The organism is Aquabacter sp., from assembly GCF_965279295.1.
Taxonomy (GTDB): Bacteria; Pseudomonadota; Alphaproteobacteria; order Rhizobiales; family Xanthobacteraceae; genus Aquabacter.
On the sequence record NZ_CBDIHQ010000012.1, the window covers coordinates 311,916 to 330,131 of the forward strand.

At 65.6% G+C, this 18,216-nt stretch carries 21 protein-coding genes; 11 read left to right on the forward strand and 10 right to left on the reverse strand.

Annotated features, from left to right (window positions below; all coding sequences use genetic code 11):
- Nucleotides 1-4: 4 nt before the first annotated feature.
- Entirely contained in the window at nucleotides 5-271 is a 267-nt protein-coding gene (locus tag ADADO0_RS06900) for a helix-turn-helix transcriptional regulator (protein WP_511304379.1), read from the reverse strand.
- 348 nt (nucleotides 272-619) lie between these two features.
- On the opposite strand from ADADO0_RS06900, the gene ADADO0_RS06905 reads away from it, so the two are divergent.
- The 6 genes from ADADO0_RS06905 (at nucleotide 620) to ADADO0_RS06930 (ending at nucleotide 6,635) form a co-directional block, all read left to right on the forward strand.
- Entirely contained in the window at nucleotides 620-1,393 is a 774-nt protein-coding gene (locus ADADO0_RS06905; RefSeq protein ID WP_511304380.1) for an ABC transporter ATP-binding protein, read from the forward strand.
- The gene (locus tag ADADO0_RS06910) at nucleotides 1,386-2,102 is read left to right on the forward strand and encodes an ABC transporter ATP-binding protein (RefSeq protein WP_511304381.1); all 717 of its coding nucleotides are present in this window, start codon (nucleotides 1,386-1,388) and stop codon (nucleotides 2,100-2,102) included. The genes ADADO0_RS06905 and ADADO0_RS06910 overlap by 8 nt, the downstream gene beginning before the upstream one ends.
- A 51-nt stretch (nucleotides 2,103-2,153) precedes the next feature.
- On the forward strand, nucleotides 2,154-3,362 hold the full coding sequence (locus tag ADADO0_RS06915; protein ID WP_511304382.1) for an ABC transporter substrate-binding protein: 1,209 nt from the start codon (nucleotides 2,154-2,156) through the stop codon (nucleotides 3,360-3,362).
- 167 nt (nucleotides 3,363-3,529) lie between these two features.
- On the forward strand, nucleotides 3,530-4,411 hold the full coding sequence (locus tag ADADO0_RS06920) for a branched-chain amino acid ABC transporter permease (protein WP_511304383.1): 882 nt from the start codon (nucleotides 3,530-3,532) through the stop codon (nucleotides 4,409-4,411).
- Between the two features lie 25 nt (nucleotides 4,412-4,436).
- Entirely contained in the window at nucleotides 4,437-5,417 is a 981-nt protein-coding gene (locus tag ADADO0_RS06925) for a branched-chain amino acid ABC transporter permease (RefSeq protein WP_511304384.1), read from the forward strand.
- Between the two features lie 315 nt (nucleotides 5,418-5,732).
- Nucleotides 5,733-6,635 carry an alpha/beta fold hydrolase gene (locus ADADO0_RS06930; RefSeq protein WP_511304385.1) on the forward strand — a complete coding sequence of 301 codons (903 nt, stop codon included), beginning with the start codon at nucleotides 5,733-5,735 and terminating at the stop codon, nucleotides 6,633-6,635.
- A 6-nt stretch (nucleotides 6,636-6,641) separates the two neighbouring features.
- On the opposite strand, the gene ADADO0_RS06935 is transcribed toward ADADO0_RS06930, so the two are convergent.
- Nucleotides 6,642-7,067 (reverse strand): hypothetical protein, encoded by a 426-nt coding sequence (locus tag ADADO0_RS06935; RefSeq protein ID WP_511304386.1) that lies wholly within the window; start codon nucleotides 7,065-7,067, stop codon nucleotides 6,642-6,644.
- Between the two features lie 198 nt (nucleotides 7,068-7,265).
- Between ADADO0_RS06935 and ADADO0_RS06940 the strand changes: the two genes are divergently transcribed.
- Together ADADO0_RS06940 and ADADO0_RS06945 are read left to right on the forward strand one after the other, a co-directional pair.
- Nucleotides 7,266-7,589 (forward strand): hypothetical protein, encoded by a 324-nt coding sequence (locus ADADO0_RS06940; protein WP_511304387.1) that lies wholly within the window; start codon nucleotides 7,266-7,268, stop codon nucleotides 7,587-7,589.
- The gene (locus ADADO0_RS06945) at nucleotides 7,590-8,570 is read left to right on the forward strand and encodes a glycosyltransferase family 2 protein (protein WP_511304389.1); all 981 of its coding nucleotides are present in this window, start codon (nucleotides 7,590-7,592) and stop codon (nucleotides 8,568-8,570) included.
- On the opposite strand, the gene ADADO0_RS06950 is transcribed toward ADADO0_RS06945, so the two are convergent.
- Both ADADO0_RS06950 and ADADO0_RS06955 read right to left on the reverse strand, forming a co-directional pair.
- On the reverse strand, nucleotides 8,560-9,408 hold the full coding sequence (locus tag ADADO0_RS06950; protein ID WP_511304390.1) for an alpha-1,2-fucosyltransferase: 849 nt from the start codon (nucleotides 9,406-9,408) through the stop codon (nucleotides 8,560-8,562). The two genes, ADADO0_RS06945 and ADADO0_RS06950, sit on opposite strands and share 11 nt — an antisense overlap.
- Before the next feature lie 93 nt (nucleotides 9,409-9,501).
- Entirely contained in the window at nucleotides 9,502-10,566 is a 1,065-nt protein-coding gene (locus tag ADADO0_RS06955) for a tartrate dehydrogenase (RefSeq protein ID WP_511304391.1), read from the reverse strand.
- A 127-nt stretch (nucleotides 10,567-10,693) separates the two neighbouring features.
- Here ADADO0_RS06955 and ADADO0_RS06960 point away from each other — a divergent pair, with 127 nt between their 5' ends.
- Nucleotides 10,694-11,605: a LysR family transcriptional regulator gene (locus ADADO0_RS06960; RefSeq protein ID WP_511304393.1), complete on the forward strand. Its 912-nt coding sequence runs from the start codon at nucleotides 10,694-10,696 to the stop codon at nucleotides 11,603-11,605.
- A 56-nt stretch (nucleotides 11,606-11,661) separates the two neighbouring features.
- On the opposite strand, the gene ADADO0_RS06965 is transcribed toward ADADO0_RS06960, so the two are convergent.
- Together ADADO0_RS06965 and ADADO0_RS06970 are read right to left on the reverse strand one after the other, a co-directional pair.
- Nucleotides 11,662-12,429, reverse strand: coding sequence for a hypothetical protein (locus ADADO0_RS06965; RefSeq protein ID WP_511304394.1), 768 nt, complete (start codon nucleotides 12,427-12,429; stop codon nucleotides 11,662-11,664).
- A 905-nt stretch (nucleotides 12,430-13,334) separates the two neighbouring features.
- A complete protein-coding gene (locus tag ADADO0_RS06970) occupies nucleotides 13,335-14,285 on the reverse strand; it encodes a sulfotransferase domain-containing protein (RefSeq protein ID WP_511304395.1) in 951 nt (316 codons plus the stop codon).
- Between the two features lie 243 nt (nucleotides 14,286-14,528).
- Between ADADO0_RS06970 and ADADO0_RS06975 the strand changes: the two genes are divergently transcribed.
- Nucleotides 14,529-14,759 (forward strand): hypothetical protein, encoded by a 231-nt coding sequence (locus ADADO0_RS06975; RefSeq protein ID WP_511304396.1) that lies wholly within the window; start codon nucleotides 14,529-14,531, stop codon nucleotides 14,757-14,759.
- A gap of 4 nt (nucleotides 14,760-14,763) precedes the next feature.
- Here the strand turns inward: ADADO0_RS06975 and ADADO0_RS06980 are convergent, their stop codons facing one another.
- Complete coding sequence (locus ADADO0_RS06980) at nucleotides 14,764-15,192, reverse strand: cupin domain-containing protein (protein WP_511304397.1); 429 nt, start codon at nucleotides 15,190-15,192, stop codon at nucleotides 14,764-14,766.
- Nucleotides 15,193-15,195: 3 nt separating this feature from the next.
- Nucleotides 15,196-15,969 (reverse strand): hydroxyacylglutathione hydrolase, encoded by a 774-nt coding sequence (gloB, locus tag ADADO0_RS06985; protein ID WP_511304398.1) that lies wholly within the window; start codon nucleotides 15,967-15,969, stop codon nucleotides 15,196-15,198.
- 114 nt (nucleotides 15,970-16,083) lie between these two features.
- On the opposite strand from gloB, the gene ADADO0_RS06990 reads away from it, so the two are divergent.
- Entirely contained in the window at nucleotides 16,084-16,812 is a 729-nt protein-coding gene (locus ADADO0_RS06990) for a class I SAM-dependent methyltransferase (protein ID WP_511304399.1), read from the forward strand.
- Between the two features lie 22 nt (nucleotides 16,813-16,834).
- On the opposite strand, the gene metW is transcribed toward ADADO0_RS06990, so the two are convergent.
- Nucleotides 16,835-17,503, reverse strand: a complete 669-nt coding sequence (gene metW / locus ADADO0_RS06995) for a methionine biosynthesis protein MetW (protein ID WP_511304400.1) — start codon at nucleotides 17,501-17,503, stop codon at nucleotides 16,835-16,837.
- Nucleotides 17,500-18,216, reverse strand: a 717-nt coding sequence (metX, locus tag ADADO0_RS07000; RefSeq protein WP_511304401.1) for a homoserine O-acetyltransferase MetX, incomplete at its 5' end; no start/stop codon positions are given. The genes metX and metW, both read right to left, overlap by 4 nt.

An 18,216-nucleotide genomic window follows, 5' to 3' on the forward strand; every position in this document is an offset into this window, starting at 1 on the left:
GGGCTCAAAAATGCGGAATATGGTCGAGCGCGTCGTCCGTCGCCGTGTCCGCAGGGGCCGGGGGGAGCGCGGCCTCGTCCACGAGGCGAATGCCCACTTCGCGCGCCACGGTCAGCGCCTTTCCAAGTTGGCAGGACGGCTTTCCGTTCTCCAGATCGACGATGAACCGCTCGCCGGTGCCGCACCGCGCTGCAAGCTCGGCCTGCGTCCAGCCACGGGCTCCACGCCTTTGCCGGATGAGGGCGCCAAGGGCCGCTGCGGTCGCGATCATGGGATCCTTTCAACTTCCCGATCGGGAAGAAATCAGCCGACATCACCTTAAACTTCCCGATCGGGAAGTCCAGCCCTCACGCCGCCAAGAACTTCCCGATCGGGAAGTTATGATGGAAAGGCTGGTTAATCGTCCCGATCGGGAAGCTCGAGCCGCGACCTGCCCCCTCCCGCCCCGGAATCGATCAAGCGTTCAAATTTGGCCTTTCGGATATATTGACGACTGCGCCGCTTGCCGTGATACCGTTCCCATAATGACAAAAGCGCCGGGTCAGGCGCATCCGGGGAGTGTGCCGGCAGCGTGGATGCGCTTTGTCCGGCCGGAACAGCGAGGGCTCTGAGAGCGATCATGGACACTGTCACTGACGTGCCCTACATCGTTGAAGCGCGTGGTCTCACCAAGGAATTCAAGGGGTTCGCGGCGGTTAAGAACGTCGACCTGAGAATTCGCCGCCACACCATTCACGCCCTCATCGGGCCGAATGGCGCCGGCAAGACGACGTGCTTCAACCTCATCACCAAGTTTCTTGAACCCACCCGTGGCACCATCAGCCTGAACGGGCGCGATATCACGCGCACCAAGCCGGCGGACGTGGCCCGGCTCGGCATGATCCGCTCGTTCCAGATCTCCGCGACCTTCGGCAATATGAGCGTGCGCGAGAATGTGCGGGTCGCGCTTCAGCGCAAGCTTGGCACCTCGTTCCATTTCTGGGAATCCGACAGCTCGCTCGACACGCTGAACGACCGTGCCATGGACCTGCTGGAAGAGGTGGGCCTTGCCTCCTACGCCAACCACATGGCGGTGGAACTGCCCTATGGCCGCAAGCGCGCGCTGGAGATCGCCACCACTTTGGCGCTCGACCCCGAGATGCTGCTGCTGGACGAGCCGACCTCCGGCATGGGCCGCGAGGACATCACCCGCACCGCCGACCTGATCCGCCGGGTCTCCGCCAACCGCACCGTGCTGATGGTGGAGCATAACCTCTCGGTGGTGGCGAACCTCTCCGACACCATCACCGTGCTGGCGCGGGGCGAAATCCTCACCGAAGGCCCCTATTCCGAGGTGTCCAAGAACCCGCAGGTGATCGAGGCCTATATGGGAACGGGACACGGGCATGGCTGAGATGACCGGGACGCCGCTGCTCAGCGTCAACGATCTGCACGGCCACTATGGCGAAAGCCATGTGCTGCACGGCATGACCTTCGACATCCACAAGGGCGAGGTGGTGACGCTGCTGGGCCGCAACGGCGCCGGCAAGACCACCACCATGCGCGCCATCATGGGGCTGCTGCGCAAGCGCGCCGGCTCGATCCGCTATGAGGGCCAGGAGACCGTCGCCCTAGCGCCTAACAAGATCGCGCGCCTCGGCATCGCCTATTGCCCGGAGGAGCGCGGCATCTTCTCCAGCCTCAACGTGCGCGAGAACCTGCTGCTGCCGCCGATAGTGAAGCCGGGCGGAATGTCCGTGGATGAAATCCACGAACTCTTCCCCCGCTTGGAAGAGCGCAAATACAGCCAGGGCACGAAGCTCTCGGGCGGCGAGCAGCAGATGCTGGCGATCGCCCGCATCCTGCGCACCGGGGCCAAGCTGCTGCTGCTCGACGAGCCGACCGAGGGGCTTGCCCCGGTGATCGTCCAGCATATCGGCGAGATCATCCGCACCCTGAAGAAGCGGGACTTCACCGTGCTTCTGGTGGAGCAGAACTTCCACTTCGCCTCGACCGTGGCCGACCGGCACTATGTGGTCGAGCATGGGCGGGTCGTGGACATGGTACCAAACGATAAGATCGCGGAAAACGCGGCGCGTCTTGAAACCCTTCTCGGCGTCTGAGCCGGGGATTTCGTAATAACGCGGCCGGCACAAGCCGGCAGGAGGAAACCCATGCGTCTTGCAACCATGCTGATGGCCGCTGCCAGCGTCTTCGCGATGGCAAGTGCCGCCGATGCCCAGACCAAGGTCAAGATCGGCGTCCTGACCGACATGTCCAGCCTCTATTCCGACCTTTCGGGCCCCGGCTCGGTTTGGGCGGCGAAGAAGGCTGTCGAGGATTTCAACGCCACCAACAAGGACCTTCAGGTGGAAGTGGTCTCCGCCGACCACCAGAACAAGGCTGACGTCGGCGCGTCCGTCGCCCGCCAGTGGTACGATGTGGACGGCGTCGACGTGATCGTCGACACCCCGAATTCCGGCGTCGCTCTGGCGGTGAGCCAGATCACCAAGGAAAAGAACAAGGTCTTCGTCAATTCCGGCGCCGGCTCCTCCGACCTCACGGGCAAGGCCTGCACCCCCAACACGGTGCACTGGACCTACGACACCTGGTCGCTGGCCAACGTGACCGGCAAGGCGATCACCAAGAACGGCGGCGACAGCTGGTTCTTCATCACCGCCGACTATGCCTTCGGCCAGGCGCTGGAGCGCGACACCTCGGCGGTCGTCACCGCGAACGGCGGCAAGGTGCTCGGCAACGTGCGCGTGCCGATCAACAACGCCGACTTCTCGTCCTTCCTGCTCCAGGCGCAGGGCTCCAAGGCCAAGGTCATCGGCCTCGCCAATGCCGGCGGCGACACCATCAACTCGATCAAGCAGGCGGCGGAATACGGCATCGTGTCCGGCGGCCAGAAGCTCGCCGGCCTGCTGGTGTTCATCTCCGACGTGCACTCGCTCGGGCTGAAGACCGCCCAGGGCCTGACCATGACCGAAGCCTGGTACTGGGACATGACGGACGCCAACCGCGCGTTCGCCAAGGAGTTCTCGGCCGGCAACGGCGGCAAGTACCCGACCATGGTGCATGCCGGCGTGTATTCGGGCGTGACCCACTATCTCAAGTCGGTCGCCGCCCTGAAGGCCGCCAAGGACGGCGCCGCCGTCGTGGCTGAAATGAAGAAGCTGCCCACCGACGACAAGCTGTTCGGCAAGGGCGAGGTCCGCGCGGACGGCCGCCAGATCCATCCCATGTATCTGTTCGAGGTGAAGAAGCCGTCGGAGTCCAAGGGCCCCTACGACTATTACAACCTCAAGGCCACCGTCCCGGCGAACGAGGCGTTCCGCCCGCTCGACCAGGGCGACTGCCCGCTCGTCAAGAAGACCTGATACCAGACTGCCGGCGCGACCTTTCCCCTCTCCCGCTTGCGGGGAAGGGGAGGGGCGCGCTCGGAAGGTCTCGGATTGCTTCACGCGCTCACGCGCCGCCACCCTGACCCTCCCCCGCAAGCGGGAGAGGGACTGACGCAACGGTCCCTCACAGAGACACGCGCCCCATGTTCGAACTGCTCGGCATCGCGCCGCAGGCCCTCTTCGGCCAGCTTCTGCTGGGCCTGATCAATGGCTCGTTCTACGCCATGCTGAGCCTTGGGCTCGCGGTGATTTTCGGGCTGCTGAACGTCATCAATTTCACCCACGGCGCGCAATATATGATGGGCGCGTTCGGCGCCTGGATGGCGCTGAACTACTTCGGCATCCCGTTCTGGGGCGCCCTGATCATCTCGCCCATCGTCGTCGCGATCATCGGCATGATCATCGAGCGTACGCTCTTGCGCCGGCTCTATCAGCTCGACCATCTCTACGGCCTGCTCCTGACCTTCGGCCTCGCCCTCATCATCGAGGGCCTGTTCCGCCGGCAATACGGCGCATCCGGCCTGCCCTATGACAATCCGCTGCCGGGCGGCACCAATCTCGGCTTCATGTTCCTGCCCAATTATCGCGGCTTCGTGGTGATCGCCTCGCTGGTGGTGTGCTTTGCCACCTGGTTCGTGATCGAGCGCACCAAGCTCGGCTCCTATCTGCGCGCGGCCACCGAGCGCCCGGAACTGGTGCAGGCCTTCGGCATCGACGTGCCGCGCATGATCACGCTCACCTACGGCTTCGGCGTCGGGCTCGCCGCGCTCGCCGGCGTGCTCGCCGCGCCGGCCTATCAGGTGAGCCCCACCATGGGCTCCAACCTCATCATCGTGGTGTTTGCCGTGGTGGTGATCGGCGGCATGGGCTCGATCCTTGGCGCCATCATCACCGGCTTCGGCCTCGGGCTCGTGGAAGGCCTGACCAAGGTGTTCTACCCCGAAGCCTCCTCCACCGTGATCTTCGTCATCATGGCCATCGTTCTGATGCTGAAGCCCTCCGGCCTGTTCGGCACGGCGAAATGACCGGCGAAACGAGAAAGAGCGCCCCATGACTGCGTCCCACATGGCCGCTCCGGCCCGCAAGGACGGCAAGGCCGTGACCCGCATCGCCTTCACCATCGCCGCGATCGCATTGCTGATCGCAGCGCCGCTGGTGATCTATCCCGTGTTCCTGATGAAGGTGCTGTGCTTCGCGCTGTTCGCCTGCGCCTTCAACCTGCTGCTGGGATATGTCGGCCTGCTCTCGTTCGGCCATGCCATGTTCTTCGGCGGCGCGGCCTACATCAGCGCCTATTGCGTGAAGGAGATGGGGTTCACGCCGGAACTTGGCATTCTCGCCGGCACCGCCGCCGCCGCTCTGCTCGGCTTCATCGCCTCGCTGCTGGCGATCCGCCGGCAGGGCATTTATTTTGCCATGGTCACGCTCGCCCTGGCGCAGATGTTCTTCTTCTTCTGCCTCCAGGCGCGCTTCACCGGCGGCGAGGACGGCCTGCAATCGGTGCCGCGCCGCGCGGTGTTCGGCATCATCGACATCACCAAGGACATCAACCTCTATTACGTGGTGCTGGCGATCTTCCTGATCGGTTTCGCCATCATCTACCGCACCATCAACTCGCCGTTCGGGCAGGTGCTGCGGGCGATCCGCGAGAACGAGCCGCGCGCGATCTCGCTCGGCTACCGGGTGAACCATTACAAGACGCTCGCCTTCGTGCTGTCCGCCGCCCTCGCCGGCCTTGCCGGCGCCACCAAGGCGATCGTGTTCCAACTCGCCTCGCTCACCGACGTCGCCTGGCAGATGTCGGGCGAGGTGATTCTGATGACCCTGGTGGGCGGCATGGGCACTATCCTCGGCCCGTTCGTCGGCGCCGCCATCATCGTCACCATGCAGAACTATCTCGCCTCGCTCGGCGAATGGGTTCTGGTGATCCAGGGCGTCATCTTCGTCCTCGCCGTCTCCCTGTTCCGACGCGGCATCGTCGGGGAGGCGCAGGCCTTCCTGAAGGCACGGCGGGAGCGCAAGGCCGCCTGAGCCGCAGGCATTTGTCCCGGACAAGCGACGGCGTAGCCGGAGTGTAGATCCGGGACCCAGCGCAAAGAGCCGCCGAAGGCGCTTCGACTCATCTCCGATGCCGCGCGGCGGAGATGTTCTTTACGCTGGTCGCGGGGTGACGGCTTCGCCGCAGTCGTGCGCTGGGTCCCGGATCGGCGCTCAGCCTTCGGCTTCGCTTGTCCGGGACAAGCCGGCGTATAACCCGCGTCTCCCGCGATAGAACCATGCCGCCATGGCATAACCGTCCGATCTGCTCCTGTGCCACTGTGGGCGCCGAGAAGAGCGGAGACGACCATGGCCCCTGATCTGATCGAGCACGGCCCCGCGCCCCTCATGGAGGGCTTCCGGCTGCTCGACGTGGACGTCGGCGGCATTTCGATCCGCGCTGCCGTCGCCGGAGAGGGGCCACCCCTGCTGCTGCTCCACGGTCATCCCCAGACCCACGTCACCTGGCGCAAGATCGCCCCGGCGCTGGCGCGGCGCTTTACCGTGGTGGCTCCCGACCTGCGCGGCTATGGCGACAGTTCCAAGCCGGAGGGCGGGCCGGACCACATCGCCTATTCCAAGCGCGAAATGGCGAGGGATCAGGTGGGGCTGATGGCTCGGCTCGGGTTCGACCGGTTTGCGCTGGTGGGCCATGACCGGGGCGGGCGGGTGGCGCATCGCATGGCGCTGGATCATCCGCACGCGGTGTCCAAGGTGTGCGTCATCGATATCGCCCCGACCGCGACCATGTACGCCATGACCGACAAGGCGTTCGCGACCCGCTATTTCTGGTGGTTCTTCCTGATCCAGCCCTATCCGGTGCCCGAGCGCATGATAGGAGCGGACCCGGAATATTTCCTGCGCCACCATCTCGCCGGGCAGACCAAGACCCCCGGCGCCACCGAGGCGGAAGCGTTCGCGGAATATCTGCGCTGCTACATGGACCCGGCCACCCGCCACGCCATCTGCGAGGATTATCGCGCCGCCGCCGGCATCGACCTGATCCATGATGCGGCCGATGCCGACGCCCGCATCGAAGCGCCGCTGCTGGCGCTCTGGGGCGCGCGCGGCGTGGTCGGCGAACTCTACGACGTGCTTGCCACCTGGCGCGAAAAAGCCCGCGACGTCAGCGGACGGCCAATCGATTGCGGCCATCTGGTGCAGGAGGAGCGGCCGGACGAAATGCTGCGGGACCTGCTGGCCTTCCTGTAGCGCGACTCAGCGTTTTCCGCCCGCCACCAGCCGGCGCAGCCGCGCCATGGTCTTGCCCACCCCGAGGTCGGAGAGCACCTGCGTCTCGCTGGCGCCATATCGCTCGAACACCGGCGTGGCGTCGGCATTGCCGGACAGCACATAGAGATACTGGTAGGTGCGGGCCTCATCGTCCGCCGCGAGCCGGCGCAGGACGCTGGCCGGCGCCTGGAGCGAGGCCCGGTCGTATTCGACGCGGGTGAAGCTACGCTGGAGGCGCAGCACCTTTTCCACACCCCAGTTCAGATCGGAAAACAGCGTCAGGGCGGTCTTCAGGGTGAAGAAGCGCAGATGCGTGCGCTCCAGCAGCCCGGAATCCACATAGTCGAACGCGCCGTTGAGCAGGCCAAGGCGCGCCGCGCCGAAGCCGATATGCGGCACCGACAGCAGCACCTTGGTGTTTTCCCGTCACCAGCGGCGCGAGGCCGCTCAGGAAAGGCGAAGGGGTCGGAGGTGTGCTCGATCACGTCGGCGAGGACGATGAAGTCGTGCTCGCCCAGCGCCCCCGCCGCGATCAGATCCTGCGCGAACGCGGTGTGCATGGTGCGGTAATGGGGCCGCGCGAGGTGCGCCGCGAACACGTTGGGTTCTATGCCGTCCATGGTGAGCGTGCGGCCGGCCCGCGCCAGAAACGCGGGCGAGATTGCCGTTGCCGGCGCCGATATCCAGCACGCGGGCGCCATCCGGGATGAGCGCGGCGATGCGGGCGAGCGGCTGTGCGGGATCGCGCAGGATGTCGTCGATGACGTGGTCATCCACCACATAATTGGCTTCGGGGCGCTGGAAGAGGCCGCCTGTCATTACGCTTTTTGCTCTCCAAATCTTCGGGCCCCGGCCCCCAAATATGCCGCCCCGGGCGCCCCGGGCAAGGGGGTTTCACCAAGCGGCTTGATCGCGCGCGGCGCGGCGGGTTGAATGGCGCGCCACGCTGACCGGGATGTAAGCCTTTTGACCGCCGTTTCCGTCTGCATTCCCGCCTACAGGCAGGTGTCCTACCTGGAGCAGGCGCTCGATTCGCTGGTGATCCAGCGGTTCATCGACTACGAGGTCGTGATCACCGATGATTCGCCCGACGGGGAGGTGGAGGAGCTGATCCGCTCCTACGATTTCGGCGGCCGGCTGCGCTATTTCCGCAATCTCCATCCGCTCGGCTCGCCGCGCAATTGGGACGAGGCGATCCGCCTCTCGCACGCGCCGTTGGTGAAGATCCTGCACCACGACGACCGGTTCGCGAATGGCGACGCGTTGGGGCGGTTCGTGGCGCTGATGGACGAAAACCCCGATTGCCTGCTCGGCTTCTGCGCTAGCCAGGTCGAGGACGTCTCCACCGGCGAAAGCTGGGTGCATGCCGCCGATGCCGCCCAGCTCGCCGATATGAAGCTGCGGCCGGAACGGCTGCTGCTCGGCAATGTCATCGGCGCGCCCAGCGCCACCATCCACCGTCGCTCGGCGGCGCTGCATTATGATCCGCGCCTGAAATGGCTGGTGGACGTGGATTTCTACATGCGCGCGCTGCGCCTCAACCCGCGCGTGGCGTTCCTGCCCGAGCCGCTCATCGTCACCACATCAGGGGCGGCGCACCAGATCACCGAGACGGTGCGGGGCGACGAGGCGCTGAAGATGCGCGAAACCCTGCTGATGTTCGAGAAGGCGTTCAACCAGCTGCACGACGACCCGGACGTGGCGCTGTTCTGGTGGCGCCTGCTGAAGCGCAACAAGGTGCGCAGCGCCAAGCAGATGGAGCGGTTCGCCGCGACCCCGCCGGCCATCGCCGCCTATTTCCGCGCGCTCTACGCCCACCCGCCCCGCGACGGGCGCCGCCGGCTCGGCGACTTGATGCCGACAGTCTTGCGGGACGCTTGGCGGCCGATCCGCCAGAGCCTGTTCAAATCCTGATCCAGCGCTCCGGGACGATGTCGCTGCCGTCCAGATGATCGGCCGCGAACCAGCGGGCGGGCGCGACCACCGAACCGCCGTCGCGCGCATCCAGCCAGGCGCCCCACCAGGAGAAGGTGCTGTTGGCGATGACGTGGTGGCGGCACGCGCTCATCAGGCGCAGATCCTCGTGGGCGTGTTCCGCCCCGTTGTGCTCCACATGCACGGTCTCGATGGGAAGGGAGAGGTTCGCCCGCACCCAGTCGTGGTCATCGGAAAAGATGAAGCCGACGAGATCGCCCCCGACGCGCGGCTTCAACAGGGCAACCGCCTCGGCATAATAAGCCGGCGGGCAGGTGCCATGGACCGCCTGCACGGTGGGGTCGGAGGCATAATCGCCCCGCCGCACATGCAGCGAGACGCTGTTCTGCGCCTCGGCCCGCGCCAGCAGCGGCAGGCTCTCATGGCGTGGCGGCGCGCGCAGGGTGAAATCGGCGCGGATCGCAGCGTCCTGGTCGCGGAAATAGCGCTCGGATTGCCAATAGCCCTCGAGATAGCTGCCATCCGGCAGATCGAGCACGTCGGCGCAGAAGCCCAGCCCCGCCTCCTGATGCCGGCGCGGGCGATGCTTGGCGAGCAGCCGATCGCGCAGCGAGCGGCGGGCGGAGGGCAGATCGCCCGGCCCGGCTTCGACCGCTTTCAGCGCGAAGGCGTCGAGGCCATAGGCGCGCCGCTCGGTGGTGCCGAAGGCGCTGCGGTCCAGCCGCAGGTCCGCCCCTCGCCGAAGCGCCAGGGCGCGGCCGGCGGCGTACTGGAACATCTGGTTGCCCAGGCCGCCGACAAGATGGGTGACGATCATGACCGCTCTGGATGGCTGACCGGTACGCCGATGACGTCCGGGTGAGCTTTCTCGCGCCTTATCATCGTCCCGTCAAAGGGTCTGTGCGCCCCCTCAGCCTTTTACGGCGGCGGCGATGGCGGCGCCGCAGTCCGCCGTCGATGCGGTGCCGCCAAGGTCGCGGGTGCGCAGCGCCGGATCGGCCAGAACCGTCTCGATCGCCGCGATCACGGCGTCCGCCGCATCCGTGTGGCCGAGATGCTCCAGCATCATGGCGCCGGACCAGATCTGGCCGATGGGATTGGCGATGCCCTGCCCGGCGATGTCGGGCGCCGAGCCATGCACCGGCTCGAACATGGAGGGGAAGTCCCGCTCCGGATTGATGTTGGCTCCCGGCGCGATGCCGAGCGACCCGGCCACCGCCGGCCCAAGATCGGACAGGATGTCGCCGAACAGGTTGGAGGCGACCACCACGTCGAAGCGGTCCGGGTTCATCACGAAATGCGCCGCCAGAATGTCGATATGATACTGGTCGGTGCGGATGTCGGGATAGTCGGCCTTCACGGCGGCGAACCGCTCGTCCCAGAACGGCATGGTGTGGACGATGCCGTTGGACTTGGTGGCCGAGGTCACATGCTTCTTCGCCCGCGTGCGCGCCAGCTCGAAGGCATAGCGCATGATGGCGTCGGTGCCGGTGCGGGTGAACACCGCCTGCTGCGAGGCGAATTCCTGCGGCGTGCCGCGATACATGCGGCCGCCGATCTCGGAATATTCGCCCTCGTTGTTCTCACGCACCACGTAGAAATCGATGTCCTTGGCGGTGCGCCCCGCCAGCGGCGAGGTCATGCCCTGGAGCAGACGCACCGGGCGCAGCGCCACATATTGGCGGAAATTGCGCCGGATCGGGATCAGCAGGCCCCAGAGCGAAACGTGGTCCGGCACGCCGGGAAAGCCCACCGCGCCGAGGAAAATGGCATCGTGGTTCTTAATCCGGTCGAGGCCGTCCTTCGGCATCATCTCGCCGTGCTTTTGATAATGGGCGCAGCTCCAGTCGAAATGGTCCCACTGGAACGAGAGACCGAAGCGCGCGCCGGCCGCATCCAGCACGCGGATGCCCTCGGGCACCACTTCATTGCCGATGCCGTCGCCGGGAATGGTGGCGATGCGATACTGCGCCATTGTTCGCTCCTCCCGCGGGGTTGCCCGCATATGCTTGGGTCCCCAGGGCGGGACGGGCGGACACTATCGCGAGGCGGGGCAAATGCCTTATGCCGAATGCACCTTGTTCCATAGCGCGGTGGCATGAATGGAAGCGGCGTGGCTGGAGGACTTCATCGCCCTCGCCGAATGCATGAACTTCTCCCGCGCGGCGGAGCGGCGAAACGTGACGCAGCCCGCCTTCAGCCGCCGCATCCGCGCGCTTGAAGCCTGGGTCGGCGCGCCGCTGTTCGACCGCGACACCCACCGCCTCGCCCTGACGGCGGCGGGCGAGACCTTTCATCCGGTGGCGCAGGAGACGCTGCACCTGCTCCAGCGCGGCCGCGCTGCGGCGGCGGACGCGGCGCGCGCCACATCGAGCGAACTTGTCTTCCTCGCCACCCACGCGCTCTCCCTCACCTTCTTCCCGGCGTGGCTGCGCACGCTGGAAGGGGCTGTCGCCGACAGCGCGGTGCGCCTCGCGGCGGACAATATGCAGGCGTGCGAGCGCATGATGCTGGAAGGCAAGGGCCAGTTCTTCCTCTGCCACCATCATCCGCTCGCCCCGAGCCGGGTGGAGGCATCCACCTTCATCTCCACGACCCTTGGCAGCGACACCCTGGTGCCGGTCTGCGGGCGCGGGGCGGACGGCGCGCCGCTGCATCCCCTGCCCGGAACGGCCGCAGCACCGGCCGCCTATCTCGCCTTCAGCGCGGAATCCGGCATGGGGCGGATCGTCGAGGCGGCGCGCACCGCGAATGGGCCGGCGGCGGTGCTGAAGCCGGTGTTCACCTCCCACCTCTCCACCGCCCTCAAGGCGCTCGCCGCCGACGGCCGGGGCATGACCTTCGCCCCACTGAGCCTTGCCGCCGAAGACCTGAAGCCCGGCGGCCGCCTGGTGCGCGCCGGCGGCCCGGAATGGGACATCCCCATGCACATCCGCCTGTTCCGCCCGAAGGCGCGCATGAGCCCGGCAGCGGAAGGTTTTTGGCGCGCGGCGCGGGCGGGTGGGGCGGATTGAGGGGTAAGAAGATGAGTTCGGCAATTAAGATCTGGACGAACATCCGAGATACGCAATCAATTTATTAAGTGCTCTCTTTTACCGAAATGCTTATCCGTCCGATAATAACTTTCTGTCACATGACCGTCGTCGTGAGTGAATGATGAATATATTCCGTATTCATCTGTCTTCTTGAATACGACCCCAGTTTCGTTCTCCGGCGAGAGGTCGCGGTGTATTCTGAATACCTCTAAATTAGCATCGGAGAACGTCTCATACAGACCCGCAAAGTAATCGTCTTTACCTGCCCCAAAGCCCTGTCGGTAGGCATAAAAACGTTCCAAGGCGTCCTTTATCCGAGCCCGGAATCGCCGGTCTCTCTCCCCTCGCATGTTATCGAGCAAGACCTTGTGCTCGTGCTCGTCGTGCAGTGGCCGTCGGCGCACCGCATCGATCTTTGATCGATTCTTCATGATGACCAACATGCGTCCGATATCCAGGTAGCGCTCAACAATGTCCTCATCCGAAATCATTTCGATAGATTTGACATAGGGAATGAAGTGCCGAGTACAGATGAGGTCGAAGTCTTCGAACGCTTTGATCTTCGTGACTAAGGCCACCTCGTCGGCTCGAAGCCGTTCAGGGGATTTGGCGGTCTCATCCTCCCATTTCCACGCCCGTTCGTAGCAGCGGACCATTAGGTCCGGATCAGTCACAACGATTAAGTTGGCGACTTCTCGCCGAAGGACTTCCAGATGCCTGATCTCAGCTTCTTCCAGATTGTCTTGGAGTTGCAAAAACGCAGGATCAGATTTCCTATCCCTTGGCCAACCAAATAACCACATGCGCCCCCTCCCAAATTGCTCGAAGTCTAGCAGAAGAATGCACTCCTTCTTGTATAATATTTGACAGATTGGAGATTGAAGTACGGGGCCGATCAGAGTCTTGAATGGCCTAATGCGGCGGCATTTTGTAGTGGCCACAGTCGGGTCCGACCCACGTCACAAACCGGCTCCTGCACCGTACATGACGGGAAAAAATATTAAGGAATATATTCCTTTTCCTTCCAACCTGTGCTAGCGTGCCTTCACCTTGCACCAAGGAGGGGCGCGTCCGGAGCGGCCTGATGTGCGGTGTTTGGGGCGGTTGTCCGACGGGAACGGGATTAACGTCCCCGGGAACGTTAGCTAGAGGAGGCCCAAGGGCGTGACGCATGGATCCGGGACTGGTTCGTCCGGTGCTAATGGGAGAACTGATCACCCACTCGGCGTCAGCGAGAAGCCATAAATCACCGCGCGGGAGTGGAGGGGCGAAGGCCCTGATATCAACCCTTTACCCGACGCGCGTCTGCCGACGCGCCATCCACTCCCGCATCCCTCCACCCTCGCCGGAAACGGCGGGGCTAAAGGTGTTGGCATTTGGGGTTCCCCTCCCCCCTTGAGGGGGAGGGCAGGGTGGGGGGTATCTCTCCACTCGGTTCGGCGAGGGTGGTTTGGGCGGCGCCATACCCCCCACCCCAACCCTCCCCCTCAAGGGGGGAGGGAGAGAAAGAAGGGGGGCATTCGCTGTCTCGCTTGGCGCGCTCGCCCCCTCTCCCGCTTGCGGGGGAGGGCTGGGGAGGGGGCAGGAGCCTTAAGAAAAGGCTCTGCACCCGGCCATATCTCACCAATTCCCCCTCCCTACCCCTCCCCACAAGCGGGAGAGGGAATAACGCAACGGTCCCCTCGGGGCGAGAGCGAAGGAAGGGGGATCATTCGCTTTTTCGCTTGTCGCCCCCGCCCCCTTCACCGCAAGCGAGAGAGGGAGTTGCCGCGCATAACGCTGCGAGCAGCTTGGGCCGGGGGAGGGTGGTGGCCTCCTGGGGTGCGCCGGCGGCAAGGCCGTAGCCGAGGTCGGGTAGGTTGAAGCGCCGGCATTGGTCCAGAAGATGTTGCTCCTCGCGCGCGCCCCAATCGGCCTGAAACAGCTTCGACATACGGATGCTGGTCTGGCGGCCGATGGCGGACTGTTGCACCCGGCGCGCGGCCTGGACCGGCATGTTGAGGAACAGCGACAGCCGGGCCAGTTCGGCCTGCGGGTCGGCCAGCAGATCCTCGTAGCGCACCATGTGCACGTCGGGCTGGGCGAGCCATGCCGCCATGTGTGCGCACCAATAGGCGAGCGGGGTCAGCCGCCCCTGCGGGTCGCGGACCGAAGGAGTGGTGAGATAGGCCAGGAACTGCGTCTCCGGTTCGATCCGGAACGCGGCCTCATGACCCTTCATGTCGAAATAATATTGCGAGCGCATAACGTCGCGCGGGTTGCGGATGACGTGGATGTGGAATGCGCTGGAATAGCAGGCGCTGGCCGCGACCCAGTGCATGTAGCAATGCCAGTGGTCCGGCGAGCGGATCTTCTCGCCCCAGGCGCGCTCGTGGCTCTTGAGGACCACCGGCTTGTGGGTGAGGCGGGCATAGAAATCCTCTTCGAGGTGAAACCAGTCCCGGTCCACGTCGAAGTTCGCGCGCAGGGTGTCCATCACGAAATGGGTGCCGGAGCGGCGATGCGAATGCACCTGGATCGCCCGTCTCAGTCCCTTGTCGTCGCACCGGGCGATCGGCCCGACAAAATGCGCTTCCTGCGGCGGCGGACGCCGCAGCGAGAGGTGACGCCAGCGCAGGACGTCCCAGGCGCGGTGCGCCTTTCGTGCCAAACTCACCATCGCGACCCCCCGGCCGCCAGCCCCGATAACCCCGCCCACCGCGCGCCTGGGCCACGATGGGTTGCAGGCGCAACCTTAAACCTGTCGGTGGGGGCGGGGTAGATCACGCGGGGGAAGGGAAATGGCGATTTTTGCGCGGATATCGATCACGATCGTGCGCTTGGGGCATTTTTTTGAACCTCCAAGTCCCGCTCGGGATAAACTGCACCTCGCCCGAAGCAAAATCCGCCCGGAGACGTTGAGATGCGTTCGATGATTTCCGGCCTTGTCTGCGCCCTTGCCTTGGGGCTTTCGCCCGCGGTGGCCGATCAGCCGGTCAATTCTGCGGTGAAAGCCGAGGCCGTCAAAAAGCCGGCCAAGACGGCGGACGCCGTCCAGCCGGCGCCGCTCAATCCGAAATGGGTGGTCGGCAATTGGAAGATCTCGGGCCTGACGGTGTGGACCTATACGCCGGGTCATTTCCAGCGCAATTGAGATCCTAAGCCGGCTCCCAACCCGGCGCCGCTAGCTCGAAGCCGGCAAAATCGAAGGCCGGCGCGACCGTGCAGCCGACCAAGGTCCAGGCGCCGAGCGTTTCCGCCGCCTGCCAGGACTGGGGCGGCACCACAGCCTGCGGGCGTTCTCCGGCCATCAGGTCGGGACCGAGGAGATGTTCGACTTTGGCGCCGTCGGGATGGGCCATGGACAGGCGCAGCGGCGCGCCGGCGTACCAATGCCACGCCTCGCTGGCATCCACCCGGTGCCAGTGCGAGCGTTCCCCGGCGGCCAGCAGGAAATAGATCGCGGTGGATGCGCCCCGCGCCCCGTCGCCTGCGGCCTCGCGGAAGGTTTCGCGGAAATGTCCGCCCTCAGGATGCGGCTGAAGGCCGAGGAGCGCGATCACCTCGCCTGCGGAAAGCACGCTCACGGCTCAGCCCTTGAAGACATTCTTGCGGGCGCGCAGTTCGGTGAACACCACGGACGGGTCGGAGGTGCCGAGGCCAAGGCGCTCCGCCATGCCGGGGTCGTCGGCGCGCAGGAAGGGGTTGGTGAGCTTCTCGTCGCCCAACAGCGTCGGAATGGTCGGCTTGTCGTCCTGGCGCGCCGCCTCGGCTTCGCCCAGCCGGGCGCGCAGGGCGCCGTTGTCGGGATCGACACTGACGGCAAAGCGGCCGTTGGAGAGGGTATATTCATGGCCGACGAACACCGAGAGATCGTCCGGCAGCGCGCGCAGGCGCAGCAGCGACTTCCACAGCACCGGCGCCTCGCACTCGATCGGCCGGCCGCAGCCGAGCACGAACAAGGTGTCGCCGGCGAACAGCAGGCGCTCATCCTCGAACAGATAGACGACATGACCGGCGGTGTGGCCGGGGGTCTCCAGCACGCGGCCAATCAGGGAGCCGACCGCCACCGGGTCGCCATCCACCACTTCCACGTCGATGCCGGGTATGGTCGCGGCTTCCGCCTTTGGGCCGACGACGGTGGCCCCGAACTGGGCCTTGAGCGCGGGAACGCCGTCCACATGGTCCGCGTGGTGGTGGGTCACGAGGATGTGCGTGAGCGTCCAGCCCTCGCGATCCAGCGCCGCCAGCACGGGGGCAACCTCGGGCACGTCAACCACGGCGGTCGCCTGGGACACGGGATCGTGGATCAGCACGGCGTAATTGTCGCTCAGGCACGGAATGATCCGAATTTCGACGGTCATCGGTCCATCTCTCCTGCCGTGGCGATAGGGCCCCTTGAGTAGCACGCCGGCCCGATGGAGCAAGCTCATTGCGTGGGCAGGGCATGCTATAAGGCCGCGAGGGAAAGGCGGACCATGTTTCTCGACGTCGTCGACCTTCGCAGTTTCTACGCCCAGCCGCTCGGCATCATGACGCGCCGCGTGGTGGCGCGCGCGATCCGTGCGCGGATGCCGAACGTGCGCAATCTTTCGGTGCTCGGCGTCGGCTATGCCACGCCCTATCTCGGCGTGTTCCGCGAGGAAGCCGAGCGGTGCATCGCCATGATGCCCGCCGCCCAGGGCGTGGTGCGCTGGCCGTCCGCCGCGCCGGCACTGGCCGCGCTGGCGGACGAGGGGGCTCTGCCGCTCCCCACGTCCAGCATCGACCGTGTGGTGGCGGTCCATCTCCTGGAAATGACCCCGGACGCCGCCGGTACCCTGCGTGAGGTGTGGCGGGTGCTCGCCCCCGGCGGGCGGCTGCTGGCCGTGGTGCCCAACCGGCGCGGCGTGTGGGCGCGGCTGGATTCCACGCCCTTCGGCAACGGGCGGCCGTTCTCGCGCGGGCAGGTGGTGCGCCTGTTGCGGGAGGCGCTGTTCACCCCGGTGGGATGGGACGAGGCGCTGTATTTCCCGCCGCTGTCCTCGCGCTGGATGCTCCGCACCGCCATGGCATGGGAGCGCGCGGGCGGGGGCCTCCATTTGCCGTTCGCCGGGGTGCATGTGGTGGAGGCGACCAAGCAGCTTTACCGGCCTGCCCCCATTCGGCGCGCCGTACTGGTGCCGACACTTGAGCCGGTGTTCGGGCAAGGGGTGCCTGCTGCTTGAAGGGTCGTCGGCTCAGTCGGTCTCAGCCCTTGCGGGTGAGCTGAAACACCGCCTGCTCGCCCAGCAGGTTCCACACCCACCAGGGCATGTTGAAGCGCACGCGGTGCCCGGAGGAGTTCAGGGCCACCGCCTTCTCCATGCGGGCATCCATCAGTTCCACCAGATCCACGAAGTCGCGGATGGTGCAGAAATGGATGTTCGGCGTCTCATACCACGCGATCGGCATGTTCTCGGTCACCGGCATGCGCCCGTGCACCATGAGGTCCAGCCGCGAGCGCCAATGGCCGAAATTGGGGAAGGAGACGATCGCGTACCGGCCGATCCGCAGCATCTGCTCCATCACCCAGCGCGGTCGACGCGTCGCCTGGAGCGTCTGGGAGAGGATGACATAATCGAACGCGTTGTCGGGATAATGGGCGAGGTCCACGTCGGCATCGCCCTGCACCACCGCCAGGCCGCGCGCGATGCCGGCATTCACCCCTTCGCGGGAAAGCTCGATGCCACGGGCGTCGCATTCGCGGGTTTCGCTGAGCAAAGCGAGCAGTTCGCCATCGCCGGCGCCGACGTCCAGCACCCGCGCGCCGCGCGCCACCATCTCGGCGACCACCACGAGATCGACGCGCCCGCCGGAGGAGCGCACGGCGGTTTCATCAAGGGGTTTGGCCATCAGCCTGCCGTTGAGCGTGCTCATCGGCCCCGCGCCGCCGGCAGACCGGCAACCTTGGCGGCGCTGTCGAGGAAGCCGCGTGTGATGTCGAACAGTTCCGGCTCCTCCAGCAGGAAGGCGTCGTGCCCTTTGTCGCTCTCGATCTCGGCGAACGAGACGCTGGCCCCGGAGGCGTTGAGCGCATGGACGATGGCGCGGGAATCCTGCGTCGGGAACAGCCAGTCGCTGGTGAAGGAGACCAGGCAGAACCGCGTCTTGCTGCCTCGGAAGGCATTGGCGAGCACGCCGTCATAGTCCGCCGCCAGATCGAAATAATCCATGGCGCGGGTGACATAGAGGTAGGAATTGGGGTCGAACCGCTGCACGAACGACTCGCCCTGATAGCGCAGATAGCTTTCCACCTGGAAATCGGCGTCGAAGCCGAACGTGGGCAGGGCGCGGTTCTGCAACTTGCGGCCGAATTTTCGGTGCAAGGCCTGGTCGGACATATAGGTGATGTGCGCGGCCATGCGCGCCACCGCGAGCCCGCGATGGGGCGTCACCCCATGCTGAAGATAATGCCCGCCGTGCCAGTCGGGATCGGCCATGACCGCCTGCCGGCCGACTTCGTGGAACGCGATGTTCTGCGCGGAATGGCGCGCGGCGGTGGCGATCGGCAGGGCCGAGATCACCCGCTCCGGGTAGCTGGCCGCCCATTGCAGCACCTGCATGCCGCCCATCGAGCCGCCGGCGACGCA